Origin of the sequence: Paenibacillus sp. 1001270B_150601_E10, assembly GCF_015558675.1 — a bacterium.
Classification (GTDB): Bacteria; Bacillota; Bacilli; order Paenibacillales; family Paenibacillaceae; genus Paenibacillus_B.
Genome location: NZ_JADMOL010000001.1, coordinates 304,423 through 330,643, shown reverse-complemented (window position 1 = coordinate 330,643; position 26,221 = coordinate 304,423). Strand labels below are relative to the sequence as shown.

27 protein-coding genes, 1 riboswitch and 1 other annotated feature are annotated in these 26,221 nt (G+C 46.0%); of the genes, 26 read left to right on the top strand and 1 reads right to left on the bottom strand.

Going from position 1 to position 26,221, the window contains the following annotated elements; all coding sequences use genetic code 11:
• The first annotated feature begins 13 nt into the window (after positions 1 to 13).
• The 24 genes from spoIIAA (at position 14) to I2H74_RS01550 (ending at position 22,849) form a co-directional block, all read left to right on the top strand.
• Entirely contained in the window at positions 14 to 367 is a 354-nt protein-coding gene (gene spoIIAA / locus I2H74_RS01665) for an anti-sigma F factor antagonist (RefSeq protein WP_195571084.1), read from the top strand.
• Positions 367 to 816: an anti-sigma F factor gene (gene spoIIAB, locus I2H74_RS01660; protein WP_229106361.1), complete on the top strand. Its 450-nt coding sequence runs from the start codon at positions 367 to 369 to the stop codon at positions 814 to 816. Before spoIIAA ends, spoIIAB begins: the two co-directional genes overlap by 1 nt.
• A gap of 11 nt (positions 817 to 827) precedes the next feature.
• On the top strand, positions 828 to 1,583 hold the full coding sequence (sigF, locus tag I2H74_RS01655; protein WP_195571082.1) for an RNA polymerase sporulation sigma factor SigF: 756 nt from the start codon (positions 828 to 830) through the stop codon (positions 1,581 to 1,583).
• Positions 1,584 to 1,776: 193 nt separating this feature from the next.
• The gene (locus I2H74_RS01650) at positions 1,777 to 3,612 is read left to right on the top strand and encodes a spore germination protein (protein WP_195571080.1); all 1,836 of its coding nucleotides are present in this window, start codon (positions 1,777 to 1,779) and stop codon (positions 3,610 to 3,612) included.
• 96 nt (positions 3,613 to 3,708) lie between these two features.
• Positions 3,709 to 5,040: a diaminopimelate decarboxylase gene (gene lysA, locus I2H74_RS01645; protein ID WP_195571078.1), complete on the top strand. Its 1,332-nt coding sequence runs from the start codon at positions 3,709 to 3,711 to the stop codon at positions 5,038 to 5,040.
• A 150-nt stretch (positions 5,041 to 5,190) separates the two neighbouring features.
• A complete protein-coding gene (locus I2H74_RS01640; protein ID WP_195571076.1) occupies positions 5,191 to 5,625 on the top strand; it encodes a peptidylprolyl isomerase in 435 nt (144 codons plus the stop codon).
• Positions 5,626 to 5,926: 301 nt separating this feature from the next.
• Positions 5,927 to 6,080: riboswitch (FMN riboswitch) on the top strand.
• A gap of 371 nt (positions 6,081 to 6,451) precedes the next feature.
• Entirely contained in the window at positions 6,452 to 7,561 is a 1,110-nt protein-coding gene (gene ribD / locus I2H74_RS01635) for a bifunctional diaminohydroxyphosphoribosylaminopyrimidine deaminase/5-amino-6-(5-phosphoribosylamino)uracil reductase RibD (protein ID WP_195571073.1), read from the top strand.
• Positions 7,562 to 7,576: 15 nt separating this feature from the next.
• Entirely contained in the window at positions 7,577 to 8,245 is a 669-nt protein-coding gene (gene ribE, locus I2H74_RS01630; RefSeq protein ID WP_195571072.1) for a riboflavin synthase, read from the top strand.
• 85 nt (positions 8,246 to 8,330) lie between these two features.
• Complete coding sequence (locus I2H74_RS01625) at positions 8,331 to 9,563, top strand: bifunctional 3,4-dihydroxy-2-butanone-4-phosphate synthase/GTP cyclohydrolase II (protein ID WP_229106282.1); 1,233 nt, start codon at positions 8,331 to 8,333, stop codon at positions 9,561 to 9,563.
• 90 nt (positions 9,564 to 9,653) lie between these two features.
• Positions 9,654 to 10,121, top strand: coding sequence for a 6,7-dimethyl-8-ribityllumazine synthase (ribE, locus tag I2H74_RS01620; RefSeq protein ID WP_195571070.1), 468 nt, complete (start codon positions 9,654 to 9,656; stop codon positions 10,119 to 10,121).
• Positions 10,122 to 10,188: 67 nt separating this feature from the next.
• The gene (locus tag I2H74_RS01615) at positions 10,189 to 10,980 is read left to right on the top strand and encodes a segregation and condensation protein A (RefSeq protein WP_195571068.1); all 792 of its coding nucleotides are present in this window, start codon (positions 10,189 to 10,191) and stop codon (positions 10,978 to 10,980) included.
• Positions 10,949 to 11,560: an SMC-Scp complex subunit ScpB gene (gene scpB, locus I2H74_RS01610; protein ID WP_195571066.1), complete on the top strand. Its 612-nt coding sequence runs from the start codon at positions 10,949 to 10,951 to the stop codon at positions 11,558 to 11,560. Before I2H74_RS01615 ends, scpB begins: the two co-directional genes overlap by 32 nt.
• The gene (locus I2H74_RS01605) at positions 11,557 to 12,267 is read left to right on the top strand and encodes a metal-dependent hydrolase (RefSeq protein ID WP_195571064.1); all 711 of its coding nucleotides are present in this window, start codon (positions 11,557 to 11,559) and stop codon (positions 12,265 to 12,267) included. The genes scpB and I2H74_RS01605 overlap by 4 nt, the downstream gene beginning before the upstream one ends.
• Positions 12,268 to 12,428: 161 nt before the next feature.
• A complete protein-coding gene (locus I2H74_RS01600; RefSeq protein WP_229106280.1) occupies positions 12,429 to 13,082 on the top strand; it encodes a DUF2953 domain-containing protein in 654 nt (217 codons plus the stop codon).
• A complete protein-coding gene (ytfJ, locus tag I2H74_RS01595) occupies positions 13,055 to 13,513 on the top strand; it encodes a GerW family sporulation protein (protein WP_195571060.1) in 459 nt (152 codons plus the stop codon). The genes I2H74_RS01600 and ytfJ overlap by 28 nt, the downstream gene beginning before the upstream one ends.
• A gap of 190 nt (positions 13,514 to 13,703) precedes the next feature.
• The gene (locus tag I2H74_RS01590) at positions 13,704 to 14,840 is read left to right on the top strand and encodes a D-alanyl-D-alanine carboxypeptidase family protein (RefSeq protein ID WP_229106279.1); all 1,137 of its coding nucleotides are present in this window, start codon (positions 13,704 to 13,706) and stop codon (positions 14,838 to 14,840) included.
• Between the two features lie 65 nt (positions 14,841 to 14,905).
• Positions 14,906 to 15,517 carry a nucleoside recognition domain-containing protein gene (locus I2H74_RS01585; protein ID WP_420707414.1) on the top strand — a complete coding sequence of 204 codons (612 nt, stop codon included), beginning with the start codon at positions 14,906 to 14,908 and terminating at the stop codon, positions 15,515 to 15,517.
• Positions 15,518 to 15,550: 33 nt separating this feature from the next.
• Complete coding sequence (locus I2H74_RS01580; protein WP_195571056.1) at positions 15,551 to 16,084, top strand: spore maturation protein; 534 nt, start codon at positions 15,551 to 15,553, stop codon at positions 16,082 to 16,084.
• Positions 16,085 to 16,218: 134 nt separating this feature from the next.
• On the top strand, positions 16,219 to 16,953 hold the full coding sequence (locus I2H74_RS01575; protein WP_195571055.1) for a pseudouridine synthase: 735 nt from the start codon (positions 16,219 to 16,221) through the stop codon (positions 16,951 to 16,953).
• Positions 16,954 to 17,139: 186 nt separating this feature from the next.
• The gene (gene resA, locus I2H74_RS01570; RefSeq protein WP_195571053.1) at positions 17,140 to 17,673 is read left to right on the top strand and encodes a thiol-disulfide oxidoreductase ResA; all 534 of its coding nucleotides are present in this window, start codon (positions 17,140 to 17,142) and stop codon (positions 17,671 to 17,673) included.
• A 16-nt stretch (positions 17,674 to 17,689) separates the two neighbouring features.
• Positions 17,690 to 19,360, top strand: a complete 1,671-nt coding sequence (resB, locus tag I2H74_RS01565; RefSeq protein WP_324253972.1) for a cytochrome c biogenesis protein ResB — start codon at positions 17,690 to 17,692, stop codon at positions 19,358 to 19,360.
• Positions 19,357 to 20,610, top strand: coding sequence for a cytochrome c biogenesis protein CcsA (gene ccsA / locus I2H74_RS01560; RefSeq protein ID WP_195571050.1), 1,254 nt, complete (start codon positions 19,357 to 19,359; stop codon positions 20,608 to 20,610). Before resB ends, ccsA begins: the two co-directional genes overlap by 4 nt.
• Before the next feature lie 72 nt (positions 20,611 to 20,682).
• On the top strand, positions 20,683 to 21,399 hold the full coding sequence (locus I2H74_RS01555; protein WP_195571048.1) for a response regulator transcription factor: 717 nt from the start codon (positions 20,683 to 20,685) through the stop codon (positions 21,397 to 21,399).
• Between the two features lies 1 nt (position 21,400).
• The gene (locus tag I2H74_RS01550; RefSeq protein ID WP_195571047.1) at positions 21,401 to 22,849 is read left to right on the top strand and encodes a HAMP domain-containing sensor histidine kinase; all 1,449 of its coding nucleotides are present in this window, start codon (positions 21,401 to 21,403) and stop codon (positions 22,847 to 22,849) included.
• 152 nt (positions 22,850 to 23,001) lie between these two features.
• On the opposite strand, the gene serA is transcribed toward I2H74_RS01550, so the two are convergent.
• Complete coding sequence (gene serA / locus I2H74_RS01545) at positions 23,002 to 24,591, bottom strand: phosphoglycerate dehydrogenase (RefSeq protein ID WP_195571045.1); 1,590 nt, start codon at positions 24,589 to 24,591, stop codon at positions 23,002 to 23,004.
• Between the two features lie 67 nt (positions 24,592 to 24,658).
• Positions 24,659 to 24,901: a binding site (T-box leader), on the bottom strand.
• A 355-nt stretch (positions 24,902 to 25,256) separates the two neighbouring features.
• On the opposite strand from serA, the gene I2H74_RS01540 reads away from it, so the two are divergent.
• A complete protein-coding gene (locus I2H74_RS01540; RefSeq protein ID WP_195571044.1) occupies positions 25,257 to 25,847 on the top strand; it encodes a CPBP family intramembrane glutamic endopeptidase in 591 nt (196 codons plus the stop codon).
• Complete coding sequence (locus I2H74_RS01535; protein WP_195571043.1) at positions 25,844 to 26,215, top strand: hypothetical protein; 372 nt, start codon at positions 25,844 to 25,846, stop codon at positions 26,213 to 26,215. Before I2H74_RS01540 ends, I2H74_RS01535 begins: the two co-directional genes overlap by 4 nt.
• Positions 26,216 to 26,221 lie beyond the last annotated feature (6 nt).

Below are 26,221 nucleotides of genomic sequence, written 5' to 3'. Positions count from 1 at the left end.
GAGAGTGAAGGACATGAACTTACAGGTGGAACTTGAACACCGCCGCAATGTACTAATCACCCGTTTGCGTGGAGAATTGGATCATCATACCGCTGAGCTTGTACGCATCCAATTGGATGATGCTATCCAGCGAGGACAGGTGAATCACTTGGTCTTGAGTCTTAAGGAATTATCGTTCATGGATAGCTCTGGACTTGGCGTTATCCTCGGACGTTACAAATTGCTCAAGGCAAAGGGCGGGACAATGGCCGTTTGTGAGCTCAATCCGGCAGTACGCCGTTTATTTGAACTATCAGGTCTATTCAAGATCGTTAGTGTATATGAAAACGAGCGCAACGCGCTGAGCGGTCTGGAGGTTGTGTCATGATGGAGCACGAGATGAATCGAATGAGCTTGCAATTTTTGAGCCGTTCTGAAAATGAAGCCTTTGCACGTATTACGGTAGCTGCCTTTGTCTCACAGATGGATCCAACGCTTGAGGAATTAACGGATCTCAAGACCGTTATCTCAGAAGCCGTAACAAACTGCATTATCCACGGCTATGAGAACAAGCCGGACGGTATGGTAAGCATATCGGCTGAGATTGAAGGGGAAGAAGTAACTATTACCGTTTCCGACGAAGGCAGAGGCATTGAGGATATTGAGCTTGCTCGTCAGCCGCTATATACGTCAAAGCCAGACATGGAGCGTTCTGGAATGGGCTTTACCATAATGGAGAACTTTATGGATCAGTTTGAGGTGGTAAGCGCACCTGGAGCTGGGACAAGCATTCGGATGAAGAAGCGCATTGAATCCAAAAAAGCGCTGTATAATTAGGGGTTGAGCCAATGGATGTTGATATGAAGCAAACGTCAAACAGCTATCTGGACGACGCAGAAGTAAAGCGACTCATCGCCCTAAGCCAATCTGGTGACGGACTAGCTCGTGAACGGCTGGTGAACTGCAATATACGGCTCGTATGGTCTGTTGTTCAACGCTTTATGAATCGCGGCTACGAGCCGGATGACTTGTTTCAAATCGGCTGTATCGGACTGCTTAAATCGGTAGACAAGTTTGATTTGTCCTATGATGTCAAATTCTCTACCTATGCAGTGCCTATGATCATTGGTGAAATTCAGCGTTTCCTACGGGACGACGGCACCATTAAAGTGAGCCGTTCCTTGAAGGAGATGGCGAACAAAGTTCGCAAGACGAAGGATGAGCTGTCTAAGCGCTACAATCGACTGCCAACGATCAGCGAGGTTGCAGATGAGCTTGGAGTGTCGCCGGAGGATGTCGTCTTTGCTCAAGAAGCAAACAAGCCGCCTACTTCCATTCATGAGACGGTGTTCGAAAATGATGGTGATCCCATCACATTGATGGATCAAATCTCGGATGATTCGCAGGAGAAGTGGTTTGACAAGCTTGCTCTGAATGAAGCGATTGAAGGGCTCAATGAGCGTGAACGCCTCATTGTCTATCTGAGATACTTCCGAGACCAGACTCAATCAGAAGTAGCAAGTCGTTTAGGAATATCCCAGGTGCAGGTGTCAAGATTGGAAAAGAAGATCCTGCAATCGATCAAATCACAAATCGCACAGTAGCAATAAGCCGCTAGATGATAGGGAAGCCTTCGTCTAACGGCTTTTTTGCATGTAATCGCATTCTGATATAGAAATGTTTTTCCTGTGTCGTTGTCATGAAGTTTCGCTTTCTGTCCCATACTAACACGTATCAAAGGTACAGCACCCCGTACATAACTTTTTGCTGTATGAAGTGTTCAGGAGGGATAACCCCATGACGAATAACAACTCAAGATCGGATTCAGGACAGCAGCATGGAATCTTGGACGAAATAACCGCACATCTGTTGGGAAAAGAGAATGAGAATGAACAAGACCATCAACATGAGCAAAAAAACAATCAACACGATGATGCAACAGGTACGGAATCGCTAGCTGGAAGAACGGACTTCTCGAATAATGATCTAGATGATCAACATGATAAAAAGAATGATCAAAATAACGGCAATCATAAAGATTCAGAGAAGCGTTCAGAAGCAAATGAAAATAGAGGGCCAGTGGCCCAATATGAACGTGATCTGCAAAAACGAAGAGAGCATGAACGTTCAGATGATTTGGTCCAATCCATCGAGTATTGGCAAGAGGACGATTCGATTCCCAAGCATTTAAGAGAAGTAAAGCGCGTGCTTAAAGAAGTTGTCGGTTTAGGCGAGTCGTTTGATGTTATTTTGCGAGAGATGACCTTTGGCGAACATAATGTCGGCATATTTTATTTAAACGGATTCGCGAAGGACGAAGTGATGACGATGATTCTGGCGCGTCTGACGATGCTGGATAAGTCACAGTTAAGCAGTAATGCGCTGAGAGCGTTCTTCGAATGCTATATCCCTCATATTCAAGTGGAGAAGGTTACGAAGCTTAGCGAGGCTATCAACAAAGTGCTGGCTGGTGGAAGCGCCTTTTTCATTGAGCATGAGCGTACGGCTTTAATAGCCGATGTAAAGACCTTCCCAGGACGTGGACCTGACGAGCCGTCTCTTGAGCGGGTTGTTCGCGGTGCAAGAGACGGCTTTACCGAAACACTGCTCACAAATGTGTCCCTGGTTCGAAGAAGATTGCGTGATCCAGGCTTAAAATATGAGATGGTTCAGGTAGGTAGAAGAACGCGCACAGACGTGTGTATTGCATATATTGATGATGTAGCAGACTTGCGATTAGTGGAATCGGTACGCAACAAAATCAAAAAAGTAAACTTGGCTGGCTTGCCGCTTGCTGATAAGCAGTTGGAAGAAGCGATTATCAATAAGGGATGGAATCCATATCCTCTCGTTCGATATTCAGAGCGGCCTGATTCCGTCGCAGCCCATCTTATGGACGGAAGCGTAGTATTGTTTGTCGATACTTCACCCTCGGTGATGATATTGCCAACGACTTTTTTTGACCTGTGCCAGCATGCAGAGGAGAATCGACAGACGCCGTTTATCGGGACATATTTAAGAGCGGTACGGTTTATCGGTATTTTTGCATCCCTATTCCTGCTGCCGTTGTGGCTTTTGCTCGTGATGCAGCCGGAGTTGAAACCGGCATTTTTGCAGATAGTAGGCCCTCATGAAAATGCGAAGCTTCCTATCATTCTGCAGTTCCTTTTAGCGGAGCTTGGCATCGACTTGCTTCGGATGGCGGCGGTTCACACGCCTACGCCGCTTGCGACTGCGATTGGCTTGGTGGCAGCCATATTGCTAGGGGACATTGCCGTACAGACAGGAGTGTTCGTGAATGAAGTCATACTGTACATGTCCGTTGCTGCGATTGGAATGTTTGCAACACCAAGCTATGAGCTTTCTCTAGCCAATCGAATCATTCGACTTGTGTTATTGGTTGCTGTAGCAGCCTTCAAGGTTCCGGGGTTTGTTATTGGAACCACATTATATATCGTATGGCTTGCGATTCATCGATCCTACAATTCTTCGTATCTGTGGCCGTTTATTCCATTTAATGCAAAGGCGATGCTTAACATCTTGATTCGTCGTCCGCTCTTGGATAATAAGGATCGACCAAGCTTTAACAAGACGAAGGACTCGACAAAGATGCGATCTGACAAAACCAAATAATGCAAATGATGCACACGATAATCCATATTGCCTGATCTCCATTTCTTGCTATAATTTGATAAAGGAATGACTTGGGAAATCGTAGGGGGAATGGATGTGTATTTACACGGTACGAGTACGATTAATGAAAAAGGACATTTGACAATTGGTGGTTGTGATGTAACAGCCCTTAAGGCTGAATTCAGCACACCATTATATATTGTAGACGAAGCACTTATTCGTGAGCGTGCCCGTCAATACACAAGTGCTTTTAAGGCGTCGGGACTAGACTTCCAAGTGGCCTATGCGAGCAAAGCCTTCTGTGTAATGGCGATGTGCCGAATTGCGGATGAGGAAGGCCTGTCCTTGGATGTTGTTTCCGATGGAGAACTGTTTACAGCGCTGAAAGCTGGATTTCCAGCACATCGCATCCATTTCCACGGCAACAATAAGACGCCAGATGAGATTGAAATGGCATTAGATGCGAATATTGGCTGCTTTGTCGTAGATAATTTCCTAGAGCTTTATATGCTGAACGACATGGCGAAGGAACGCGGCATTACAGTGAAGATTCTTCTCCGCGTTACACCTGGCGTTGAAGCGCATACGCATGAATACATCTCGACGGGTCAAACGGATTCGAAGTTTGGCTTCGACATTGGCAACGGAACAGCTTTAGAAGCTGTGAAGCAAGCACAGGATGCAGAAGGGCTTGAACTTCTCGGTGTTCATTCCCATATCGGCTCTCAAATCTTCGAAGTAGAGGGCTTCCAAATGGCGGTTGCGCGTGTCGCTGATTTCGCAGCGGCAGTGAAGCAGCAATACGGTGTTGTATTTACCGTTGTGAATCTTGGCGGAGGCTTCGGCATTCGTTATGTAGAGGGAGATACCCCACTTCATGTCTCAGATTATGTGAAGGCCATTACGGATGCAGTGAAGACAAATTTTGGATCAATCTATGATGCTCTGCCAGAGATCTGGGTGGAACCAGGTCGGAGTATCGTTGGCGATGCAGGTACCACGCTCTATTCTGTTGGTTCTGTAAAGGAGATCCCAGGCGTTCGTAAGTATGTTGCTGTAGATGGCGGCATGACGGATAATCCTCGCCCAGCGCTCTACGAATCCCGCTACGAGGCGATGCTTGCCAACCGTGCGACAGAAGAGCCGACTGAGCTTGTGTCGATCGCAGGAAAATGCTGCGAAAGCGGAGATATGCTTATCTGGGATGTGAATCTTCCGCGTGTTAATCATGATGACCTGCTTGCTGTATCCTGTACGGGTGCCTACAACTATGCGATGGCAAGCAACTACAATCGGATCCGCAAGCCAGCGGTCGTCTTCGTAAAGGATGGTCAAGCTGACTTGGTCGTGAAGCGTGAAACGCATGCGAACATTATCGGCAACGATGTGATTCCGGCGAGACTTGCAAAGCAGGAAATAAAGCTATAAGGTAGTTACTATTTTGAAAAAAGAGCGTCTGGTCCCTCTTTTTGATCTTAAAAGAGCGCGATCAGGCGCTTGTTGTGTATAAGTAAGCGGTAATGGTATACTAGACACATTGTTTTTTATTTCCGCTCATGAGAAAGGATGTTCATGAACATGAAAAAAGCGAAAATTGAGCTCGAAAAAGGCGGCGTAATCGTCCTTGAATTGTTTGATAAGGAAGCACCAGGAACCGTAGCAAACTTTGAGAAGCTTGCAAATGAGGGCTTCTATAACGGACTGAACTTCCATCGTGTGATCCCAGGGTTTGTTGCTCAAGGGGGCTGCCCTCATGGAACGGGTACTGGCGGTCCAGGTTACACGATCAAGTGTGAAACAGCAGGCAACCCTCACAAACACGTAAAAGGCGCATTGTCTATGGCGCATGCAGGTAAAGATACAGGCGGCAGCCAGTTCTTCATTTGCTTCGATGCATTCCCGCATCTCGATGGCGTTCATACGGTATTTGGACAAGTGATCGAAGGGATTGAACTTGTGGATGCGATCAAGCAAGGCGACAAGATGAAAGAAGTTACGGTTGTCGAGGAATAGGAAACGGATGAAAAGGCTTTTTATCTTAGGATAAAAGGCCTTTTTTGATAGGAAAGCAGCCGTTATTATGCATTGTGCAGGACAAGGTGTAGGCGTCAGCTTCTCTTTTCTGCTCATGCCGACACCTGAAAGGAAGGAACAAAGCGAGTTTGATGAGTATTGCACGCTATGGTTATAATTACTAATCATAATTAGTTGTGAAAAAATGCTCAAGTACTTGAATTTGATAAAGGTCAGTGATACACTTATCTCAACTTCAAAGAAATTGAATAGTTTAAAATCAATCTGAGTCATCAGATGAGACAACCTTCAGGGCAGGGTGCAATTCCCGACCGGCGGTAATAAGCAGACCAATGTTTGCTTTCAGCCCGTGACCCGTTGTGAGCTTACGCTTGCACGGTGGACTTGGTGAGACTCCAAGGCCGACAGTATAGTCTGGATGGGAGAAGGAAGTCAGGAGCAGCATGTGTGCATTTGCTGCTGCAGTAGTTTAAAATAAACTGCAGTATCTTAAATTACGCATATGTCACTGCGAAGTGCTTTTTTTCACATGAATTATTGTAAAGGCGTTCGTGACGAATACCTGTGCAATTTTTCACGTGAGAAAGATGAATATGTCCTCACATTATCATGGGCGTCTATAGCCATCTGTGTCGTCATGATAGTTGTGTTTGCGCTACATATTTATTTTGTTCAAGACGAACGAAGCATGTGCCTGAATCAATTCGAACATAACGCCCTTCGGAGGTTTCCGAAGGGCATTTTATTTTTTCTCATGTAGAAAGAACAAGCCAAGGTAAATGTCTTTTGAAAAGAGGTGATAGGGATGCTTCCAGTCATCGATGATGAGTTTTACATGAAGCTAGCTATTGATATGGCTGTACGGGTGTTGGGGCAGACGAGCATTAACCCTGCAGTTGGCTGTGTTATCGTCAAAGAGGGCCGAGTCGTTGGGATGGGCGCTCACTTGAAGCGAGGAGAAGGACATGCCGAAGTTCATGCGCTTCGCATGGCCGGGGATGAGGCTGAAGGAGCTACCGCATATGTGACGCTTGAGCCGTGCAGCCATTATGGCAAGACGCCGCCATGCAGCTTGCGCCTTGTAGAAGCTAAGGTGAAGCGTGTTGTGATTGCCTGTATTGATCCTAATCCAATCGTCGCTTGCAATGGCGTTCGTTACCTGGAGGAGCATGGGATTGAAGTCAAGCAGGGTGTTCTGCAGGAAGAGGCATTTCGCTTAATTGAAATGTTCGCCAAGTATATGACGACCAAGTATCCGTATGTCACGATGAAGACGGCACAAACGCTTGATGGTCGGATCGCTACTCACACGGGCCACAGCCAATGGATCACGAACGAGCAAGCGAGAGAACGTGTTCATACGATGAGGCATCGTCATCAGGCCATTATGGTCGGAATCGGAACCGTATTGGCAGATAACCCTTCACTGACGACGAGACTACAAGTACCTGCGCTTCATCCTGTAAGAATAATTGTAGATTCCAAGCTTCGCATCCCCTTGGATTCCAAGGTCGTTCAGGACAAGTCAGCGCCGACTTGGGTGCTTACAACGTCACAGGCTGATCCTGAGAAAGTAGATGCATTAGTCAAGCATGGTGTTGAGGTAATAGTGATTAACGATGGCAGTCAGGTAGACATGGAGCAGGCAATAGCTGAGCTTGGTGCAAGAGAGATAGGCTCTATTCTGCTCGAGGGCGGCGGCAGGCTGAATGGCACAATGCTTCAACTCGGTTTGATTGACAAGGTTGTGTTAATGGTCGCACCGAAGGTTGTCGGTCATCCAGATGCGCCAAGCAGCTTTCAGTTTGATGGACCTGAAAAGATGAGCGATGCACTGCAATTGGAAAAAGTAATGGTGGAGTCGATTGGTGATAATGTAATTATTAGCGGCAATCCGCTTCACCTGAGAAAGTAGAAAGGAGGGGCCCAGGTGTTTACAGGATTAATTGAAGAGATGGGGACGCTCCAATCCGTGAGCAAGCGTGGAGAGGCCATGGTGCTTCGCATCCAAGCATCGAAGATCATGGATGATCTTCATATTGGAGACAGCATCGCGGTTAACGGAGTGTGCCTGACAGCGACCTCCTTCGATGGCAAGTTCTTTCTCGCCGATGTGATGCCGCAAACCTACCGTCATACGACGCTCAAGGATTTGTCGCCAGGTGATCCCGTTAATCTAGAACGTGCGATGCAGGCAAATGGAAGATTCGGCGGGCATATTGTTCAAGGACATGTGGACGGCGTAGCGACCATAACTAATCGTACACCGGACGCGAATGCCATTCGTTTTGAGTTCCGGGCTCTAGGAAATGAAATTGATCCGAGGTATCTCATTCCGCGAGGTTCCATAACGATTGATGGCATTAGTCTTACTTTGACAAAAGCAGACGAGGAAGGATTTGCGGTATCCATTATTCCTCATACGCTGCAAGAAACCGTGCTTGCCTATAAGAAGCCTGGCGATAAGGTCAATATTGAATGCGATGTGCTGGGGAAATATTTGGAGCATTTGCTGCGATACGGGAGAAAAGACGAGCCGCAAGCGTCTCCGAAATCGAGCTTAAGCAAGGATTTCTTAGCTGAAAATGGGTTTTTCTAAGGAGTGTAAAACGCCTACGAAATAGATAAAAGCTGTTCAAGCAGGTTGCTTCGCAGCGGATAGCAGAGAAGGGAGAAATGAACTCATGAATGAGCCAATGATATTCGATTCGATTGAAGATGCTCTTCAAGATTTGAAGCAAGGAAAAGTTATTATCGTCGTAGATGATGAAGATCGTGAAAATGAAGGCGACTTTATTGCGCTTGCAGATCACGCGACGCCAGAGGTCATTAATTTTATGATTACAGAAGGCAGAGGGCTTGTTTGCGTGCCAATCACCCCAGAATGCGCGGAGAAGCTTGATTTGCCGCCAATGGTTGCTCATAACACTGACAATCATGGAACAGCATTTACAGTATCGATTGACCATGTTGATACGGATACAGGGATATCGGCATATGAGCGGTCTTTAACCATAAAAGCGATGATTGAAGACAGTACGAAGGCTGAAGATTTCCGCCGTCCAGGTCATATTTTCCCGCTGATCGCGAAAAAGGGCGGAGTTCTGCAGCGCGCTGGTCATACCGAAGCAGCTGTTGACCTGGCACGTCTTAGCGGTGCAAGTCCAGCAGGCGTTATTTGCGAGATTATTAAGGAAGACGGCACAATGGCACGTTTGCCGGATCTTATGGAGTTCAAGAAGCAGCATGATCTGAAGTTGATCTGTATTCGTGATCTGATTAAGTACCGCAATGAAAAAGAAAGCCTGGTGCATCATGAGATTGAAGTGAATCTTCCGACAGACTTTGGCACATTCCGTATTGCCGCTTATACGAATGAGGTGGACAATAAGGAGCATGTTGCCATGATCAAAGGCAAGATTGAACCCAATAAACCGGTTCTTGTCCGCGTCCATTCTGAATGCTTGACAGGAGACGTCTTTCACTCCCATCGATGCGACTGCGGTCCACAGCTGGAAGCGGCGCTTACGATGATTGAGAAGGAAGGCAATGGCGTGTTGCTCTACATGCGCCAGGAAGGACGCGGTATCGGCTTGATTAACAAGCTTAAAGCATATGAACTGCAAGAGCAGGGTTATGATACGGTTGAAGCGAATCTTAAGCTCGGCTTTCCGGCAGATTTAAGAGAATACGGCATCGGTGCTCAAATTCTTAAAGATCTTGGTGTGCGCCAAATTCGTCTGATGACGAATAATCCCCGCAAGATCAAAGGACTAGAGGGATATGGACTCGAAGTTGTTGAGCGCGTACCGATTCAAATGCCGGAGAATAAAGACAATGCGCGCTACCTGCACACGAAGCAAGAGAAGCTTGGTCATATGCTGAAGTTTGATGATATGGAACAAAACGAGCGTTGATCATTCAAGGAGGGGAAATAATCCTTTCCATTGATAAGGTCTAATTATAAGTACAACTTTATTACTATACATGTTGGAGGATGATGAATAATGCCACACATTTTTGAAGGACATCTCGTATCGAATGGATTAAAATACGGAATCGTAGCAGGACGTTTTAATGAGTTTATTGTATCCAAGCTCGTATCCGGCGCGCTGGATGCACTCAACCGCCATGGTGTGAAAGACGAAGAGATCGATGTTGCTTGGGTTCCAGGCGCATTCGAAATTCCACTGATCGCACAAAAGATGGCTGAGAGTGGAAAGTACGATGCCGTTATTACACTCGGAGCAGTTATTCGTGGAGCTACTCCTCACTTTGATTATGTGTGCAGCGAAGTGGCGAAGGGTGTTGCGCAAGTTGGCATGAAGACAGGCGTTCCAACAGTCTTTGGCGTATTGACGACTGACTCGATCGAGCAAGCGATTGAGCGTGCCGGAACGAAAGCAGGCAACAAGGGTTGGGAAGCTGCTTCAACAGCAATTGAAATGGCGAACTTGACTAATCAGTTAAAATAGTGCTTATTTAATGTAGTGCCTAACTTAGGTTGGGTGCTACATTTGTTTTTTCAGGAGGTATGAGGGAGTGCCCTTTACATATAAATTGGAGTCATTTGAGGGACCGCTCGACTTGCTGCTCCACTTGATTGATGAATCCGAGATTCAAATTCAAGACATATCCGTTCATGAAATTACGGATCAATATATGGAATATTTGCAAAGCATGCAGGAGCTTGAGCTTGAGATCACAAGCGAGTTTCTTGTCATGGCCGCTACGCTGTTATCGATGAAGTCCCACCAGCTTCTGCCGAAGCCTCCTGTAATGGAGTGGGAAGAGTTTCCAGATTATTATGATGATGAGCCTGACCCAAGGGAAGAACTGATTCGAAAGCTGATAGAGTATCGGAAGTATAAAAATATTGCCGAACAGCTCAAAGAGAAAGAAACAGAACGTGGTCTAATCTTCTCAAAGGAAGCCGAGGACTTAACGCCTTTTATGCCGACAACACCGAGCAATCCGGTTGAAGGCCTGCATATTAATGATTTGGTGCAAGCTTTTCATAAAGCGCTGCGTAAGGCTGCTCGTAGAGAACAGGTCGCCACAATTCATCGGGATGAGATTTCGGTTAAAGATCGAATCCGCGATATTATTACGACGCTTCGGCCTAATGGAAGAGGCTCTAAGGTGATGTTCTCGAAGCTGCTTGATGAGAATATGTCGCGGCATGAGATTGTCGTAACCTTCTTAGCGCTGCTTGAGCTAATGAAGATGAAGCAAATCAAGTGTTATCAAGATTCGTTATTCGAAGATATTGTGATTCAATGGCATGGGGAGTTGGATGAAGGTGGAGTTTCAGACGTTGAAATCGATTATTGAAGCATTGCTGTTTATGGTAGGGGAAGAAGGTTTGACTGTTAAGCAGCTGGCAGAGATTACGGAGATGCGTCAGGAAGTCGTTGAAGATGCATTGTCAGATTTGAAAGGTGAGCTCGAACGAAACAAGAGAGGCATACAGGTCGTTAAGATTGCAGGCGCCTATCAGCTTGCTACGCATCCTGAGCATGCGCTGTATTTGGAGCGAATGGCTTATTCTCCTTCCAGATCCTCCTTGTCCCAAGCAGCGCTTGAAACGCTTGCGATTGTCGCTTATCGTCAGCCGATTACACGTGTGGATATTGAGGAAGTGCGCGGTGTAAAGTCCGAGCGGGCGATCCATACGCTTGTAAATAAGGAACTCATCGAAGAAGTTGGACGTGCGGAAGCAATCGGGAGACCGATCTTGTACGGGACAACGAAGGCCTTTTTAGACTATTTTGGATTAGCCGACTTATCGGAGCTTCCTGAGCCGGATCAATTTGATCCTTCTGAGGCATTAGAGGAGGATACTCATCTGCTGTTCGAGAAATTAAATAATAGGCAACTCACGATAGATGATGTAGGAGGCGAATCTGAATGAAGATAACGTATCATGGTCATTCCTGTATTCAGCTACAGGGCTCATCTTTTAATGTCATTATTGATCCGTTCTTTACAGGCAATCCCAAGGCAACGGTTAAAGCTGAGGAAATCAACACGGATTATGTCCTGCTTACCCATGGTCATGGCGATCATATAGCAGATGCAGCATCCATCGCCATTCGCAATGAAGCGCCTATAGCAGCCATCGTAGAGCTAGCAGATTATATGGCAGCTCAAGGTGTTCCCTCCACAGTAGGGATGAACCTTGGCGGTGGAGCGACCCTTCCATTTGGGAACATAAAATGGGTACCTGCTCTCCACAGTTCCTCGCTAACAGTAGACGGCCAGACAATCTATATGGGCAATCCAGCCGGAATTGTTCTGCAGATGGATGGTTTAACAATCTATCATGCAGGGGATACCGCGTTGTTCAGCGATATGAAGCTGATTGGGGAACGCTATAAGCCGGATTTGGCCTTCCTGCCGATTGGCAGCTTCTTCACGATGGATCCTGCAGATGCATTGTTTGCAGCCCAATGGGTACAAGCGAAGCATGTGGTTCCGATTCATTACAACACCTTCCCACCTATCGAGCAGGATGGACATGCCTTTGTTGAACGCCTACATGGCATAGGAATTCAGGGCATACATATGGAACCGAGTCAGGTTCTCGATACTGATCGATGGACAGTTTCTACGGATTAATGAGAACTTAGAATGAAATGACAACAATTAACTAAAGCCTTTCATCGTTTTTTCACCTGCTTGGTGTTTTAACTGATGAGGGCTTTTTTTCATGCCATTGAAGAATGAGCATCCATTCCATTGGTCATAATACCCTTAGAATGGAAAAGGCAGGTGTCGCGATGAGCGTATGGATGTGGACTCTGCTAGGCATCCTGGCCTTTGTGCTGTTGTTGGTCGTAAGCTTTCTGTTTTCTCACGTTGAAGTTAAGGTCGTCGTTCAAAAGTCCGGAAAATACGAGCGGATATGGCTCGGAGTCCGCATGTGGTACGGGCTTATTCGATGGCGTACAGAGGTGCGGAGCATTCAGTTTAAAGGTGCAGGCAATGGCTTTGATATGGGAGTGAATAAGAAGCATCACTTTGGAATTGCAGGCAAAGGCAAGTTACACGAAAAAAAGAACATCAAGGATCTTTCTGTTATAGAGGATTTGGCGAAAATGCTGAAGTGGATGAAGATGGTGAAGGTCGATACCTTTATTTGGGACACGGAGATCGGATTAGATGAGGCGCCAGTTACGGCCATCGCAACAGGGGCCATTTGGAGCGGTGTATCCTACATTACGGGGTTATTGACACAGTATTTGCGTTTTCACACACTGCCGCGACTTGAGGTGCAGCCGAACTTTGGCCAGATGTATTTTTCTACCCGGGTTGTGTGTATATCCCGTGTTCGCATTGCAAAAGCTATTACTGCAGTAGTCGCGCTTATATTCAGTTTGCAAGACTTCAAAGGAGGACTTAGTGTATGGCAGAACATCCAATCGAAGGTCTAATGAGGGCAGCCTTAGAAAATATAAAAACGATGGTTGATGTCAATGCGATCGTAGGGGATCCTGTGCAAACGCCGGATGGAAGCATCATCCTGCCAATCAGCCGAGTGGCACTGGGCTTTGCAGCAGGGGGGAGCGATCTAAAAATATCCGAACGTTCTAGTCGCGATAAAAAGAATGAAGAGCATCAGCATTATCAAACAAATGGAGCCAAACCATTTGGAGGAGGTAGTGGTGGAGGCTTGTATATTACACCTATTGCGTTTTTAGTTGTAGGCAAGCATGGTGTTCAAGTCGTATCTGCCGATAATCAAACGCATCTTATCGAAAAGCTTATCGATGCCGTTCCGCAAGTCATCGATCGCATCGACGCCTTGTTCCGAGGCAAAGAAACAACCAAACCGAGCCATCATGAGGATATTATTATTCCTTAGCTGGCCAAAGGCGTCAATTACCATTACAGGCATTGCTGCTAGTGAATAAGCGGCTATCGTCTAAAAGGAATTGACGCGTTTTTTTTCATAGGCGATGCAGCAGCTTTCGTGGTGGACATACCTGTGAGCTCGTCTGCATACATATGAAATAACTTCGAATGTACAGGCTTATGACATCAAGGAGGATCACATGTTAAGTGCAAGACGACGTAGACGATTATTGGCTTTCACTTTATGGATTGGAATCATGATGCTGCTTATCCAGGCTGTTCCCGTTTCCGCTACATCAATTGATCAGGCTGCGTTAAAACCGAAGGAGATAAAGCTGAATAAACGGGGTTCCGTATCTTACCCTCGTACCAATGCTAGAGCCGCTGCTCTAATTGACGTGGAATCGGGGCGTCTGCTTTATTCGGAGAATGGGGATACGGAGCTCCCAATGGCCAGTACGACTAAGATTATGACCGCGATCGTTGCAATCGAATCTGGAAAATTACATGAGATGGTGAAGACCAGTAAGCGTGCTTTTGGCAAAGAAGGCTCCTCTATATATCTAAGACTTGGAGAAGAGATGAAGCTTGAAGATATGATTTTTGGACTCATGCTTCGATCAGGCAATGATGCAGCGACTGCGATAGCAGAGCATGTTGGAGGGTCGGAAGAAGGGTTTGTCCATATGATGAATGAGAAAGCCAGAGAGATTGGATTACTGCATACCTCCTTTCGAAACCCGCATGGGCTAGATGATAAAGAGCATTATACAACAGCTAATGATTTAGCGAGACTTACAGCTTATGCCCTGCATAATCCGATCTTTCGCCATATTGTGAAGACTAAGGTTAAAACGGCGCCCAATCCGAATGATGCCTGGGATTATAAGTGGATGAACAAAAATAAAATGCTATCTCTATATGAAGGTGCAGATGGAGTGAAGACGGGTTACACGAAAACAGCACTGCGATGCCTTGTCAGCTCCGCTACTCGTAATGGCCAGCAGCTTGCCGCAGTAACCCTTAATGATGGAAGTGATTGGGTTGACCACAGTCGCATGTTGGATTATGGATTCGAGGCATATCCTTCAACAACCTTGTTCAAGCGTGGCCAGCCTGTAGAAGGAAGCTCATTTGTAGCGATGTTGGATTGGAGCTACCCTTTATCGGAGAGTGAGAAAGGACAGATAAGCTATAAAATTATTCCGTATCCACCTACCAGTGTGGAGTACAAATTCGGTACGCCTGCTAAGCTGGAAATCTACTTTAAAAACGAGCGTATTGGACAGGTTCCATTAAAGTCTAATGCGACTTCATCAACAGAAAAGGTAAGTTGAGTTGAGTTCAGCAATCATCGGCGAGAGGGGAGAGGATCGCGTTGATTAATGCATTATGGATCTTTATGCTTGTCGTGGGCTTTATTGCAGCTGCTGCACAAGGACGGATAGAACTAGTGACAGAAGCTGTTTTTGATGGAGCGAAGACAGGGGTAGGGGTAAGCTTTGGACTAATAAGTGTAATGGTCTTTTGGCTTGGAATGATGAGGATTGCGGAGGATGCTAAATTGCTCGACAAGCTCGCTAAGCTTCTGGGCCCGATCGTGGGCTATTTATTTCCGGATGTGCCCAAAAATCATCCCGCGCTGGGTTTCATTATGTCGAATATGAGTGCGAATTTGCTGGGGCTTGGAAATGCAGCTACGCCAATGGGGATTCGTGCCATGCAGGAGCTTCAGAAGCTGAATCCTGACAAATCGACGGCTTCTCCTGCGATGTGCACGCTTCTGGCCATTAATACAGCCAGCATCACGCTCATTCCAACAACACTGATTGCGATTCGGATGAATTTCAACTCAGCGAATCCCGCAGAGATCGTAGGAACGACCTTGATCGCGACCATGATTGCCACAGCAGCCGCAATTCTGGCTGATCGATGGTACCGGAATCGATACCGGCATGCTCCTCCAACAGGGACAGCAGATTCTGCCACGAGCTCGATAGGCAGAGCAGGGTAGCGATCACCAAGGCTAGGGAGAGGGGGGGGAAGGTTGTACTCAATCATTTCAGCAATATCCGCATGGGCGATCCCGGCGATTATCGTTTTTATACCACTTTATGCTTATTTTCGGCGTGTTCCTGTATATGAATCATTTGTAGAAGGGGCGAAGGATGGCTTTCAAACTTCCATTAATATCATTCCCACCTTGGTTGGGATGATGGTTGCCATCAGCGTCTTTCGTGCTTCAGGTGCTATGGATTGGATTTTAGGCTTTCTGAGACCGTTTCTTGATTGGATTGGCGTACCAAGTGAAGTCGTGCCACTTGCCTTTCTCCGCCCGATCACAGGAGCCGGGTCTTTGGCCTTTACGACAGATCTTATTAAGACATATGGGCCGGATTCCATGATTGGCCGCATTGCTTCAACGATCCAGGGCAGTACGGATACCACACTTTATGTGCTGACGGTTTACTTCGGGGCCGTAGGAATCCGAAAAGGCAGGTATGCCTTGAAAGTGGGGTTGTTTTCGGACTTAGTGGGCTTTGTTGCTGCGGTCATGATTTGTCTTTTTATTTTCTCATGAGATCAAAATGATGGTTCACGTTGCGCCTCTGGCTTATGCTGGAGGCGCTCGTGCAATATAAGGCAAAAGTTTGAACTTTCGCTTGTGGTCTTGTTCACAAACAGATATGATAAGGGTTGAGGTGAATAGCAAACATGGAAGAAAGACTTCAGAAGATATTAGCTAACGCAGGAGTAGCGTCACGGCGCAAGTGTGAACAATACATCCTTGAAGGCAAGGTTCAAGTTAATGATAAGGTCGTGAATACCCTTGGCGTAAAGGCAGATCCAGATGTTGATGTGATCACAGTGAATGGAAGACCGATCAAGCAGCCTGAGAAGATTGTGATTGCGTTGTACAAGCCTAAGGGTGTGATCACGAGCATGTCTGATCCTGAAGGTCGTAAGACGGTGAAGGATTATCTTAAGGGAGTGAAGACACGAGTTTATCCGATCGGTCGTCTTGATTACGATACGGAAGGCTTGTTGCTGCTCACTAACGATGGTGAACTGGCGAATCGATTGATGCATCCGAAGCATCATGTAGGCAAGATGTACTTGGCTACCGTCAAAGGTGTTCCACATGGCGACAATCTGGACAAGCTGAAGAAAGGTATTATGCTTGAGGATGGATTAACACAGCCAGCAGAAGTCGAATACTACGACGTCAATCTAGAGAAGAATGAAGCCACGATCAGCATCATCATATATGAAGGGAAGAATCGTCAGGTTCGTCGGATGTTCGAAGCAATCGGTCATAAGGTAACGCTTCTGAAGCGGGTACAATTCGCTAATATTACCCTTCAAGGCTTGGCAAGAGGCACGCATAGACGTCTAACCAAGTCCGAGGTCAACGAGCTTAAGCAGTCCATCAAAATGCACAAGGATTAAGCATTGCTGCAAGCCACATGATAGTGATAATTCATGTTAAAAAATTGTCAATCTATGACACATAATTTTCATATTAAGGAAGAAGTGAGCCCTTGCTAATGGATTATAATGGATGGAGTAGTGTCGTGAAATTGTCACGATTTCGCCACGCCATTGTGAAACAAATCATAGAAAGGGCGATCTTTCATGGGAAAACGCAATAAAATCGTTCAGATTGCCATTCTTGCGGTCATCCTCATCATCGGAGGCTATGCGATCATTCCTTCGCTGCTCAAGCCCAATGAAGTGCCTGTTGTAGGCAGTACGGTACCCAATATCAAGCTTCAGGAGCTTAATGGTGATGTTCAGTCTTTATCGGATTATCGGGGAAAGACGCTCGTTCTAAACTTCTGGGGTACCTGGTGCGAGCCTTGCAAGCGTGAGATGCCTGCTATGCAAAGCGCTTGGGAGAAGTGGAAGGATAAAGATGTCTACATCATTGGCATTAACTATGGGGAAGATGCGCTTGTCGTCTCTAACTTCATTCAAAAGATGGGTGTTCACTTCCCGATGTGGCTCGATAGCAAGAAGACGGCAGCCAAGGCCTTTGGCATCCGACCATTGCCGACCACTTTTTTTGTTCAACCTGACGGTAAGGTGCATGCGATCAAGCAAGGAGAGGTAACGGCTGAAGAGCTCGACGCCTATCTGACGCAAATGACCGATGCAGCCTCATCGTGATAGGGAGGGACAATCGGTGGCGTTTAAAAATACGAAGTGTGAATGCGGACACCAGAATGCGCTGGGAACGGTATTGTGCGAGTCTTGCGGCAAGCCGCTGCATGAGGATGCCTCAAGCACCGAGATCCTTGAAATGCGTTATGACGGTGTTGCTCGTAAGTCCCAAAAAGCAAATCCAGGACTTATCGATCAGGTCTGGAACTTCTTTTCATCCGTAAAGATTGCCGTAATTCTAATTGTCATTACATTAATAGGAGCATCACTAGGGACGATATACCCGCAAGAGAGCCAATTTATCAACCTTGATGCTTCTGTCTATTACAAGGAGACATACGGTACATTAGGGCATATTTATTACTTGTTAGGACTTTCGCATACATATGAGTCTTGGTGGTTTATTCTCCTGTTAGTCATGATAGGAGCTTCCCTTGTCATATGCAGCTTGGACCGGGTGCTCCCGCTTTACCGTGCTCTTCATAAGCAGAAGGTGCGCAAGCACGATCAATTTCTTAAGCGCCAGCGGATCGTTGTCGATCAAGATCTCCCTCAAGGGGTGACACAGCAAGAAGCGATGGATCGGTTGAGTGCCGCATTAAAGAAGAAGCATTACCGCATTATCTCAGAAGATGGTGCTTTAATGGCTGAGAAGAACCGTTTTAGTCGATGGGGCCCGTACATTAACCATATCGGCCTTATCATATTCTTATTAGCTGTATTGGCTCGAAGCATTCCTGGCTGGCATATGGAATATTACTCCGCATTTCCGCAAGGTAGCCCGCAGCCAATTCCAAACACACCCTATTATTTGCAAAACGATAAGTTCACAGTTGAATACTACAGCGAAGATGAAATGCCTGAGCAATTCGTCCAAGAAGGACGAGTCATGCCGAAGCTATTCGAGACAAAAGCAACGTTGTTCAGATGTACAGCGGATTGTGATGACCCTGTGAAGGAACCGACGCTTGCTGAGGTGGCAAAGCATGATATACGCGTAAATGATCCTTTAGAGTATGAAGGCCTGATGGTCTATCAATATGACTTTGATCTTACGCCGAAGCTAGTTGCGGTCAAGCCAGTTCTGAAAGATGCTACATCTGGAGAAGTACTGGGTTCATTTGAGATTCAGATGGACAAGACGGCATCTTCCTATGAAGTTGGTCCCTATACTTTAGAACTGAAAGAGAAATATTTGGATTTTACGCTTGATGAGAATGGCGAGCCAAGGACACAGTCTCCTGAGCCCAATGCACCTGCATTTGTGTTCTTAATGAAAGGACCGGGGCTTTCTGAGCACGGCGAGCCATACATGTATTTTCCACTGCAAAAAGATAAGGTCCGGTTCAAAGAGGAAGTGTTGAACAAGGATATTATGCAGCATGTCATCATCGACGTAGAATCTATGAATGATGTCACGATTTCAGATTCGAAAAGCTACTTGAATGTTCGAAAGGACACGGCCCTTCCGTTTATCTGGGTAGGAGCGGCTATCAGCATGATTGGGCTTGTGCTCGGATTCTACTGGCAGCACCGCCGAATGTGGCTGAAGCTCAGTGACAATCGCCTTGTTCTTGGCGCACATACCAACAAAAATTGGTATGGCATGCGTCATGAGGTGGTTCGTGTTCTTAAGGAGATCAACGTGGAAGTAGATAGCAAGGCAATTGATCGTGGGGGGAATAAGGCGTGAATTGGTTATCCTTCAGTCAGGATTCATATCTTGTAGCATTCTTCTTGTTTTGTATTGGATTTATAAGCTTCGTCTATACGGTAGCCGGACGTAAAATGAAAACGAAGGATCCGGCAGCTCATGAACGGAAATGGGGAAAAATATCATTTAGTATCACGTTCATTGGCTTCATCGCACAGCTCGCTTACTTTATCACCCGCTGGATTGGTGGCGGACATATTCCTGTCAGCAATATGTATGAGTTTATGTCCTTTTTAGCGATGATGATTGTAGGGGCATATGTCGTCATCTTCTTTATCTATCGTTCCTATGTAATGGGCGTGTTTGCACTGCCGCTCACTGTACTGATTATGGCGTATGCGTCTGTATTTCCAAGCGAGGTGCAGCCGCTCATCCCGCAGCTTGATTCGATTTGGCTGAAGATTCATGTTACGTTGGCAGCTGCAGGTGAAGCTTTCTTCGCGATCGGCTTTGTCGCAGGTTTGATGTATTTGATTCGCACAGCTCGCTGGGATGACCCGTCTGCAAAGCTTGCTCAACGTTCTTTGGAAGTCATTATGGTATTGATTATGATTATTGTTGGCTTTATTGCCGTTGTATTTGGCTATCGTGCCGCCGACTATGAGCTTGCTATTGAGCAAAAGGTTGAAACAGTTGACAATCAGGGTCAGATCAATAGTACAATAGAAACAATTATGTATAAAATGCCGCCTCTTATTGCTCCTTATCAAGGTGAGTTGAAAGAGGATCAGCACTTGCTAGGAGTGAAGCTTCCCTTAATGGAAGCACCGAAATGGATGGAAGGCGCACAAGCGGGCAGAAAGCTAAATACGGTAATTTGGTCGATCGTATCCGGGCTCCTTCTTTATGGATTGGTACGGTTATTGATCCGTAAGCCGATTGCCAAAGCCATTCAGCCGCTGCTTCATGGCCTGGATCCAGAAGATCTCGATGAGATTAGCTACAGAGCTAATGCCATAGGATTTCCGGTATTTACGCTTGGCGGACTCATATTTGCAATGATATGGGCTCAGATTGCTTGGTCTCGATTCTGGGCTTGGGATCCGAAGGAAGTATGGGCGCTGATTACGTGGCTGTTTTATAGTGCATATTTACATCTCCGGTTGTCACGCGGCTATATTGGGGCTAAGTCCTCATGGCTGTCTGTCATTGGATTTATTATCGTGATGTTTACCTTATTAGGGGTGAACCTCATTATTTCCGGACTGCACTCTTATGCAGGCGTGTAAGTCGTTACAACTTGGAATTGAAAATGAGGCGAACATCAATGCACGTTACCGATCTGGAAAGGGGAATTTTTCATGACCGAACACGTGAATCGTATTCTCGTTGTTGATGATGAAGAACGAATCAGAAGACTTTTGAGAATGTACTTAGAAAAAGAAGGCTTCGCCATAGCCGAATCTGAAGATGGCGAAGATGCTCTTCGCAAAGCGATAAATGAAGATTTTGACTTGATTCTGCTTGATCTAATGCTTCCAGGCATTGATGGGATCGAGGTAACGACTCGCTTAAGACAAGTGAAATCAACTCCGATCATCATGCTTACAGCCAAAGGGGAAGAAATGAACCGTGTTCAGGGCTTTGAAGTCGGAGCTGACGATTATGTGGTCAAGCCATTTAGCCCTAGAGAGGTCATCTATCGTGTAAAAGCGGTGTTGAGACGTTCGTCCGCGACAGCGTTCTTGTCTAATGACTCGAAGACAAGCAACAATATCGTCTTTTCACATCTCATTATAGAGCATGACGCTCATCGCGTAACAGCGGGAGGTCAAGAAGTAAGCTTGACACCTAAGGAGTATGAGCTGCTTCATTATCTTGCTGTATCTCCAGACAAGGTATACTCCAGAGAAGAACTGCTAAAGGATGTTTGGAATTATGAATTTTTCGGCGATCTTCGCACCGTTGATACGCATGTGAAGCGTCTTCGCGAAAAATTGAACAAGGTATCTCCTGAAGCCGCTTCGATGATTACGACGGTGTGGGGAGTAGGCTACAAATTAGAGGTGCCTAAATAACGTGAAGTTCTGGCGAAGTGTTGTCGGTAAGCTGTGGATGACGATTATCGGGCTTGTTGCATGTGTGCTTCTGTTTTTGGGCATTTATTTGCTTCCTTATATAGATAGCAACTTTGCGCACCCGAATGATATCAAGCGTTTGTTTATCTATACGTCGATTATAGGGTTTTCTCTAACCACCTTTTTTGCCTTCTTTTTATTCACCAAAATCACGCAGCCTTTGCGCCAGCTTAAAGAAGCGGCAGTAACGATTACGCAGGGCGACTACACCAAGAAGGTGGAGATTCGATCCTCTGACGAGCTTGGTGAGCTCTCTAAGACCTTTAATCATATGGCTGAAGAGCTTCAGTATGTGATCCAGGATCTTCATCAAGAGAAGGAGCATCTATTCAGCATTCTAAGAAGCATGACGGACGCAGTGATTACCTTTGATGCGCATGGCAATGTACTGCTCGCTAATCCGCATGGGCAAGCCAATCTTACAAGCTGGAGCTCCATCGTATGGGAGGATGAAGACGACGGGGCAGAGAAGATCTCTGTTCCGGGTCCGCTTCGCTCCTTGTATATGAAAGTGCTTTCTGAGGCGACAGAGGTAACGGATCGGATTCTCGTGAAGCAGGAAGTATGGTCGGTTGTGATGGGGCCGTTGTATAATTCCGATCGTGTGCGTGGAGTAGTCGCAGTACTTCGTAATGTGACGCAGGAAGTGAAGCTTGAGAAGCTGCGGAAAGACTTTGTTGCGAATGTGTCCCATGAACTGAGAACCCCGCTATCTATGCTTCAAGGCTACTCTGAAGCGCTGCTTGATGACATTGTATCATCGCCTGAGGAGCGCAAAGAGCTGGTGCAAGTCATTCATGACGAATCACTTCGCATGGGACGATTGGTTCGGGATCTGCTTGATTTGGCTAGAATGGAAGCAGGACATATGCAAATGCATTGGGGTCAAGTTCACGTAAACGAAGTCGTTGAAAAGGTGATTCGCAAATACACGGTGCTTTCAAATGAGCGGGACATTAAAGTTACGGCGGAATGCGAACCAGAGCTTCCGATACTGGAACGAGCCGATGAGGATCGGCTTGAGCAAGTGATGACGAACCTGATGGACAATGCATTTCGACATTCGCAATCCGGAGAGCCGATTGTGATCCGGACCGAATACACCCCAGCTCAGCACTATGAGGAAGCGCGTGTATGGATTCATATTCAAGATCATGGACAAGGAATCCCGAAAGAAGATGTTCCTTATATATTTGAAAGATTCTATAAGGCTGATAAGGCGAGGACAAGAGGAACAGCCTCGGGAACAGGCTTAGGTCTTGCTATTGTGCGCAACATTGTTGAAGCTCATAGAGGCATAATTAAGGTTCAAAGTGAGCTAGGGGAAGGAACGATCTTCTCGATTGGAATCCCGGTAGCTCCGATTTTCGAGAATTCGCTTATTGGTTAATCGCATATTCAGAAAGCTTGCCGATCAGGCAAGCTTTTTTTGTCGAGATGAAAGAGAGCTATTCGTCGTCCTAACAAGCAAAATGACGTTTGCGCACGGCAAACGTCATCTCTTCACACTAAATCTTGTTGTTCGTGAAACAATAATCGAATTTAGAAAAATACGATTTCTTTTGCTTTATTAAGATCAGGGATATTTTTGAGCACTTGGATAACATCAGCATTCACGGCTTTATCCACCGATAGAACCATGATTGCCGAACCTCCAACGATTTTGCGTCCTACCTGCATCGTTGCGATATTGATGCCGTTATCGCCAAGCAGCGTTCCTACAGAGCCGATCAGACCCGGCTTATCGTTATGCTTGATCAGTAGAAGGTGACCCTCTGGAGCTACGTCTACTGGGTACTTATCGATCTGAACAATGCGCTCTCCATAACCGTTCAATAGGGTGCCAGCGACATGACGCTCCTCTTCATTCGTGCGCAGCGTTACAGAGATAAGGTTCGTAAAGCCCTTAGCAACATGAGATTGCTGAACCAGAATATTAATATCTCTTACTTTCGCCAGGTGCATCGAGTTTACCACATTGACATCAGAGCCTAAATGCTGGCGAAGCACACCTTTTACAATATAACGTGTAATTGGCTGTGTATCGACTTCAGCAAGCTCTCCTGAGTAATTCACCACAATCTCAAGCAATGGTCCCTTTGACATTTGAGCAGTGAAATAACCGAGCTTTTCTGCAAGATTGAAATACGGCTGGATCTTGTTCATGACAGTCGCTGGAACAGGCGGCATGTTGACGGCATTCTTGAACGGCTGATCACGAAGGATGTGAAGCACCTGCTCGGAAACGTCGATAGCGACATTCTCCTGAGCTTCAATCGTGGATGCGCCAAGATGCGGGGTCACGATGATCTTCGGATGGCTCAAGAAAGGATGATCCGCTTCAGGCGGCTCTGCTTCGAATACGTCGAAGGCAGCTCCCGCAACGATACCTTCATCGATCGCTTCTACAAGTGCAAGCTCATCGATAATACCTCCGCGTGCGCAGTTGACGATTCGCATTCCTTTTTTCATGACCTCAAATTGAGGTCTTGCAATCATATGCTTTGTCTCGGCTGTGAGCGGTGTATGTACCGTCAAAAAATCAGCCTGACGAATGATTTCATCTACCGAAGCAAGCTTAATGCCCATCTTCTCAGCACGTTCTGCTGTCATGAACGGATCATATCCGATAATATCCATTCCGAATGCTTTAGCACGCTTTGCGACCTCGCTTCCGATACGTCCCATACCGAGGACGCCGAGTGTCTTGTTGCGGAGCTCAACGCCTACAAAGGACTTTCTATCCCATACTCCTTGAATCGTCTTTGTATAAGCTTGTGGGATATGTCTGGCAAGTGCCATCATCATCGCAAAGGCGTGCTCGCATGTTGTAATAGTGTTGCCGTCTGGCGCATTAATCACGATGATACCGTTCTTTGTAGCTGCATCTAAGTCAATGTTGTCGACCCCAACGCCAGCTCGGCCGATAACCTTAAGCTTGCTGCCTGCCTTCATAATGCGAGGCGTTACTTTTGTCTGGCTTCGAACAAGCAAGCCGTCGTATTCCCCAATGATCTCGACAAGCTCATCCTCCGTTAACCCTGGCTTTTTATCCACCGTGACATCAGCGGCATCCATCAACATTTGAATCCCAAAATCGCTAATTGGATCAGATACTAGTACTTTAAACATCGCATAATCCTCCTCAAATTACGTTATGATTGCATAAAAAAACTCTCGATCACATACTACGGCCGTAGTAAGGGACGAGAGTTGGTTCCGTGGTGCCACCCTTATTCGTTGACTGTTCGCACAGTCAACCTTAAGATCTTCAGAGAAGATCTAGAACGCTAACGGGTTCTACTCGATTGCACCTAATCAGGGAGTGACTTCAGTGCAATAACTCTGGAATGCTGGAACACTGTTGTGCTGTCACCGATTCACACCAACCATCGGCTCTCTGAAAGACATCATAACCGTTCGTTTCCTTCAACGTTTCTAACTCATGAAATTTTTACTAAATGTACCATGTCGATGCGAAGGTGTCAATAGGCCAAAATACGAATGTTATTTAGAATATAATGTGATAATGTTAAGAAATAATAAATTGAATTTTTGAATTGTTCGACTTTTACAACAATTATACGTTAATTTTCTCGAAAATGTGGATATTATATTTTGACTCTGTTGTAAAAATCCATTTATCCTTCCTCCTTCCCTACAAAAAGAAGGGGAATAATGATATTTTGGAGTCTAATAAGAATATTGTCGAACGAAACTGACATTTGTAATTTTGTGCGGTATGATAGACGTAGGATATTGACGCTAATTTTAGATGAATTATAGGCAGGGATGGCATGAAGAAGAAGTGGGATGAATTCAAGACCAGACAAGTACAAATTGACCAGTTGGACGATCGTATGCTCCTGCTGAATTTATATCTGACTCAGGCGATTACCCTTGTTGTTGGAGTGATATGGGTATTAGTTAGCAGACGGAATCCTATACAGCTGCTGGAGATTCCGATTCAATACACACCGTTCCTGTGGGGGGCAGGATTTGCTGCCATAGCCATTATTCTTGATTTGCTTGTCTCCAGATTTGTTCCTGAGGAAGCAACGGATGATGGCGGCATCAATGAACGATTGTTTCGTGATCGGCCGCTGTGGCATATTGTTGTCATTGCTTTCATCGTCAGCATTTGCGAGGAACTTCTCTTTCGAGGAGCCATCCAGCATACATTGGGTATTTATTGGACAAGCATCGTATTTGCAGCTATACATGTTCGGTACCTTCGTCACTGGGTGCCGACCGCAATGGTCTTTGGCATCAGCTATGGATTAGGCTATATTTATCAATATACGGAATCGTTATGGGCACCGATTACCGCTCATTTTATTATTGATCTCATCATGGGATTGATTCTTCGATACCGGAGGGAAGTATGAGTAAGTCGCAGTGGACATCTTATTATCAAACAAAAGAACAGGATAACTTCGTAAAGAGAACAGCTTCTTCTTCTGATGAGGTTCAAAGCCCCGCTCTTGAAGCCTTGAGAAGCCTTAAGGAAAGCAGAGAGAAAAAGTTCAAGGAAATTGAGCTGGAGCAGCAAATCATTGAGATGGAGAGAGAACTGGAACGTCAGCGTTTATTGGAGGAAGGGAAAGTGGAGGAGGAAGATGAGCTTCCCTCACGCAAAGAATTGTTTCCTTCGAATTATGCTCAAATTACAAAATGGTTTTACAATCTTATTTTCATCGGTTTTTTAGCTGTACTGGTGGCATTGTTATTATGGGGGCGTCATATGGTAGCATGAGAAGGG